The 5397-nt window shown below is 64.7% G+C and carries 4 protein-coding genes; 2 read left to right on the plus strand and 2 right to left on the minus strand.

Features of this window, described 5'->3' with window-relative positions:
- Positions 1–434 precede the first annotated feature (434 nt).
- Both A5785_RS15875 and A5785_RS15880 read left to right on the plus strand, forming a co-directional pair.
- On the plus strand, positions 435–932 hold the full coding sequence (locus A5785_RS15875; protein WP_049698562.1) for a MarR family winged helix-turn-helix transcriptional regulator: 498 nt from the start codon (positions 435–437) through the stop codon (positions 930–932).
- A 259-nt stretch (positions 933–1191) separates the two neighbouring features.
- Positions 1192–2979 (plus strand): MDR family MFS transporter, encoded by a 1788-nt coding sequence (locus tag A5785_RS15880; RefSeq protein WP_197494590.1) that lies wholly within the window; start codon positions 1192–1194, stop codon positions 2977–2979.
- 163 nt (positions 2980–3142) lie between these two features.
- On the opposite strand, the gene nadC is transcribed toward A5785_RS15880, so the two are convergent.
- Together nadC and nadA are read right to left on the minus strand one after the other, a co-directional pair.
- Positions 3143–4039 carry a carboxylating nicotinate-nucleotide diphosphorylase gene (gene nadC / locus A5785_RS15885; protein ID WP_049698563.1) on the minus strand — a complete coding sequence of 299 codons (897 nt, stop codon included), beginning with the start codon at positions 4037–4039 and terminating at the stop codon, positions 3143–3145.
- Between the two features lie 4 nt (positions 4040–4043).
- Entirely contained in the window at positions 4044–5102 is a 1059-nt protein-coding gene (nadA, locus tag A5785_RS15890; RefSeq protein WP_049698564.1) for a quinolinate synthase NadA, read from the minus strand.
- Positions 5103–5397: the final 295 nt, after the last annotated feature.

Below are 5397 nucleotides of genomic sequence, written 5' to 3' on the forward strand. Positions count from 1 at the left end.
ATGCGATCGTCGGCAGCGTCAGATGTGTATAAGAGCCCCAACCCATCAACGGGCCCGGCCCCACCAGGCGGCCCCAACCGGCTCGGCGGCGTCGACCCGCCAGACAGCCTCGGCCCACCGCTGGCCGACGCCGCCTGACCACCGCCATCCCGGGCGAACTGTCGAATCCGGTTGCGCCGCAACCCGTCTACACCCCGCCACCACACACGGTGGCGGGGCAGACGTGGTTGCCTGAGGGACAGCCCGAACGGAGTGTGCAGACGTGCAGCCCCGGCAGGCCACGGCGCCAGGTCGTGCACGGCTGCCCTCGCCAGGATCTTCCGCACCCTCGCCGGCGCCCCCGATACGCCAAGTCGAATCATGAATCATGTTCAACTGCGCGGTAACCTGTGGCGCATCATCCGACGAACCGCGACGGACAGGATTCACCGCAGATGGGCGACGCTCGCTCCGACCACCCAGTGGACGCCGACGACGTATCCGATGACCCGATTACCGACCTGGAGACAGGTTTCGCTGACCTGATGCGGCAGGGACGGATTCGACTGCGCACCCGTGCTCGTGCGGTTGACCCCCACCTCGACCCGTCGAACTATCCCCTGATCGCGATGCTCGCCAGCGCCGACGGATCTCTGCCGGTATCAACACTCGTCGCGCAGCTCGGACTCGAGAAGTCGACTGTGAGCAGACAGATCGATGCCCTCGTGCGCCTCGGCCTGGCCGAGCGACACGCCGACCCGCATGATGCGCGCGCTCGACTGGTCTCCTTGACTCCTACCGGCCGCGCACGCGTAGATCACGTAGCCGATGCGGCGGTCGCAGACTGGCGGGCACGGTTGTCCGAATGGGACCCCGAGGACATCCGGACACTCACCCGGCTGCTCAATCGTCTCCTTGTCGACGACGCGGAGTTCGAACCCGACCTGACCTGATCGGCGGCGTGCCCCGGCGCCGACATCGCGGCGCTGACATAACGGCGCAACGCCGCGTCGAGAAACTCCGCCGGAGCCGGGAATACTCAAGATAGTTGCGCGTTACAACTATCAATGGTTATAGTTGCTTCACTCAACTAGTTGGTTGCGTGACGTGTCTGCAGCCAGCAATCGGCCGGCCATTGTCGCCGCGCCCCCGACATCCCTCTCCCGCTCGGCAGACCGTGCGGGATCAGCCACCACCTCAGGAGGTTCTCCCATGTCTCTAACCGCCACGCGGGAGGTTGCTTCCGCAGCGGGCGCACCGATGACCCATCGACAAAAGCTCGAAGCACTCGTCGGTTTGCTCCTCGGGATGTTCGTCGCGTTTCTCTCGTCGACGATCGTGTCCAACGCGCTCCCCGTCATCATCACCGACCTGCATGGAACGCAGGGTCAGTACACCTGGGTCGTCACGGCGACTCTCCTCGCATCCACGGCGACCACACCCATCTGGGGCAAGCTTTCCGACCTGGTGAGCAAGAAGATCCTGGTCCAGGCGTCGTTGGCGTTGTTCACCCTCGGCTCGGTGCTCGCCGGACTCTCACAGTCGGTCGGCATGCTGATCGGTTTCCGTGTCATCCAGGGCCTCGGACTCGGTGGCCTGCAGGCGCTGGTCGTCATCGTGATCGCATCCATGTTCAGCCCACGCGAACGCGGCCGCTATCAGGGTCCGATCGCAGCCGTGATGTCGCTCGCGACGGTCGCCGGCCCGCTGATCGGTGGCGTGATCGTCGACACCAGCTGGCTCGGTTGGCGCTGGACGTTCTACGTCTGTGTTCCGCTCGCGGTGATCGCATTGCTGGTCATCCAGCGCACGCTGAATCTTCCGACGGTCCGCAAGGACGTTCGCATCGACTACCTCGGCGCGTTCCTGATCGCGGCAGGCGTGAGCACACTGCTCATCTGGGTCACCCTCGCCGGTGACAGCTTCGCTTGGCTCTCGGGAATGACGTTCGGACTCGTCGCACTCGGAATCGTCCTCATCGCAGGTGCATTGTTCGTCGAATCACGCGCCAAGGACCCGATCATCCCGCTGCGGTTGTTCCGTGACCGCACGACGACTCTCGCCACAATGGCGAGCGTTGCAGTGGGTGTCGCACTGTTCGGTGGTGCCGTGTTCCTCGGTCAGTACTTCCAGATCGCCCGCGGCTACTCCCCCACGGCGGCAGGTCTGCTCACCCTTCCGATGATCATCGGCTCGATGCTCGCCGCAACGGTCTCGGGCGCCCTGATCACACGGTTCGGTCGGTGGAAGCGCTTCCTCGTCACCGGTGCTGCCCTGATGACAGCAGGCTTCTTCCTCCTGTCGACCATCGACGCCCATACCGACATGGTCGTCATCGGAGCGTTCCTGTTCATTCTCGGACTCGGCATGGGAATGACCATGCAGAACCTCGTGATGGCTGTGCAGAACAACGTCGGACCCGATGACCTCGGTTCAGCGACGTCGACGGTGACGTTCTTCCGCTCGCTCGGAGGCGCGGCAGGCGTGTCGGTTCTCGGTGCGGTGCTGGCAACCCACGTCACCGACCTGATCACCAAGGGTCTGGTGGCAGCGGGTGTCAATCCCGCTCAGACCGGCGGGTCGGGTGCAGGGCTCTCGAACCTCAAGGATCTGCCGGGACCGATCGCCGAGATCGTCCGCGGTTCCTACGGTGACGCAATCGCGCGCGTCTTCTTCATCGCCGGTGTGATGGCCGCGATCAGCTTCGTCGCGATCGTGTTCATCAAGGAGGTCGCACTCAAGACGCAGAGCTTCGACGAACAGCGGATGGCCGCTGTTCGTGAGGAAGTCATCGACGTCACCCCCGCCGCGTCGTTCGACGTAGCTCCGGTCACCGTGGACAGCGGACGGACCAGCGACAGCCACGCTAGCGACTCGGACGTGGACGACATCGACGAGGAGTTCGCGAAACTCGTCGACGGTCCGGAAGCCACTGCGCGCTCAACGGCCGCCGTCGGCGAAACCGACGCTCAGCCCGGACGTCACGAGCGCACGGAGTAACCGTCGAAACGATGTACGCGCACTAGCGCGCACTGATTCCAGACACACTGGTTCCAGACACACTGTGGCCCACAGCCTTTTCGCTGTGGGCCACAGTGCATCTCAGAACCGTTGCACCTCAGAACTGGTGCATCTCAAAACCGTTGCCTGCACGCCGCAGCGCTCAGAGAGGAATGTCGAGTCCGAGGTCGAGCGCGGTTACCGAATGCGTCAGCGCGCCGACGGCGAGGTAGTCGACGCCCGTGCGGGCGTAGTCGGCGGCCTGGTCCAGACTCAACCCGCCGGAGGACTCGAGTTTTGTCTCCGGCGACCTGTTGTTGCGGCGGGAGACGGCCATCTGGGTTGCCCAGAGTTCGAAGTTGTCGAGCAACACGAGTTGGGGTGCGAGGTCGAGCACCTCGTCGAGTTGATCGAGCGAGTCCACCTCGACCTCGACCGGCAGGTCGGGTGCCGCCGCACGCACAGCGCGGAGCGCCGCGCTCACCGATCCCGCGGCGGCAACGTGATTGTCTTTGATCAGCGCGGCGTCACCGAGCCCCATGCGGTGATTGACGCCGCCACCTGCGCGCACCGCATACTTCTGCAGATAGCGCATGCCCGGCAACGTCTTTCGTGAGTCGCGAATCTTCGCCGACGTTCCGTCGACGGCGTCGACCCACTGAGCTGTCGCGGTGGCGATCCCGGAGAGATGGCACGCGAGGTTGAGTGCCGTGCGCTCCGCGGTCAGCAGAGCGGCGGTCGGCGCATGCACCGCCAACACCACGTCTCCCGGTGCGACTCTCGTTCCGTCGGCAACCGCAGCGGTCACCTCGTACGCACCGGCACCGACGACCTCGTCGAGGACGGCAAGTACGACGGGAAGCCCGGCGACCACGCCGAGCGCACGGCTGACGATCTGCGCGTCGACCGTCGCGCCGGCAGGCACCGTCGACGCGGTCGTGATGTCGGGGCCGTAGCGGAGATCCTCGTCGAGCGCCGTCCGAATCAACGCCCGCACCTCGTCGGTGATCGCCAGGTCGAGTTCTCCGGCTGCCTCGCGCTGGCCGATGAACGCGCTCATCGACTCATTCACCCGAACCCGGATTGCCGATCGCGATCATCCGCTCGACGCTCTTGCGTGCGCGCTCGGCGACATCGTCAGCGACGAACACCTCGTCCTTACCCTCACGCAACGCACGCAACAGCGCAGCCGGCGTGATCATCTTCATGTACGGGCACGACGCGCGATCGTTGACCGCCTGGAAGTCGATACCTGGCGCGGCCTTACGTAGCTGGTGCAGCATGCCGATCTCCGTGGCGACGAGAACCTGCTTGGCACCGGTCTGCCGAGCAGCGTCGATCATTCCGCCGGTGGAAAGGATCTTCACGCGGTTGTCGGGCACCGCTCCCTCGCCCGCCAGATAGAGCGCCGACGTCGCGCACCCGCACTCGGGGTGGATGAAGAGGTCGGCGTCGGGGTGCGAGTTGGCCTTGGCGGTCAGCTCGTCACCGTTGATACCGGCGTGGACGTGGCATTCGCCGGCCCAGATGTGAATGTTGTCGCGGCCGGTCTCCCGCTTGACGTGCGCGCCGAGGAACTGGTCGGGCAGGAAGAGGACGTCGCGATCGGGATCGATCGACGCCACCACATCCACCGCGTTCGACGACGTACAGCAGATGTCGGTGAGGCCCTTCACCTCGGCGGTCGTGTTGACGTACGAGACCACGACAGCATCGGGGTACTCGACCTTCCACGCCCGCAGATCGTCGGCGGTGATCGAGTCGGCGAGCGAACATCCCGCCCTGGCGTCGGGGATCAGGACGCGCTTGTCGGGGCTGAGGATCTTCGCGGTCTCGGCCATGAAGTGGACGCCGCAGAACACGATTTCGTCGGAGTCGACCTCCGCCGCGATCCGGGAGAGCGCGAGCGAGTCGCCGACGTGATCTGCAACATCTTGAATCGCCGGTAACTCATAGTTGTGCGCGAGTATGGTCGCATTGCGCGCACGTGCTAGTCGACGAACCTCTTCTGCCCACGCCGCGGTCGGTTCCACTCCGGTGAATCCTGTGGGACCGTCTGTCCACACCGCGTCAATCAGACCAGGTTCGGTGACTGCTACCGAACGGTCGCTGGTGATACTCATGGGTCGCTCCTTCAGCCTGCGACCGGAGAACGCGGTTCGTGCTCCGAGACAGGTTTTCGACTGTCGGTCGAAAACACCTAGATCGTAGCACCATGCCCGGTGGGTACCGTCGGTCTCCAATTCGAGTAGCGCACTACGCGTTTCTGTGGTCGCCTGCGGCAATAGCGTCGAAGAGGTCAGCGACAACACCGCCACTGCTCGACAAGAATCACAGGAGATACCCCGATGACCTCCACGATTGGCCCCCGCGCCGGCCAAGGCACCCCTCCCACAACCCTGTCTCTTATACACATCT

Source organism: Gordonia sp. 852002-50395_SCH5434458 (assembly GCF_001665905.1).
GTDB lineage: Bacteria > Actinomycetota > Actinomycetes > Mycobacteriales > Mycobacteriaceae > Gordonia > Gordonia jacobaea.

Excerpts from the sequence above, each read along its gene's own strand:
- A5785_RS15875 (WP_049698562.1), top strand. The coding sequence starts at position 435 with ATGGGCGACGCTCGCTCCGACCACCCAGTGGACGCCGACGACGTATCC.
- A5785_RS15880 (WP_197494590.1), top strand. The coding sequence starts at position 1,192 with ATGTCTCTAACCGCCACGCGGGAGGTTGCTTCCGCAGCGGGCGCACCG.
- nadC (WP_049698563.1), bottom strand. The coding sequence starts at position 4,039 with ATGAGCGCGTTCATCGGCCAGCGCGAGGCAGCCGGAGAACTCGACCTG.
- nadA (WP_049698564.1), bottom strand. The coding sequence starts at position 5,102 with ATGAGTATCACCAGCGACCGTTCGGTAGCAGTCACCGAACCTGGTCTG.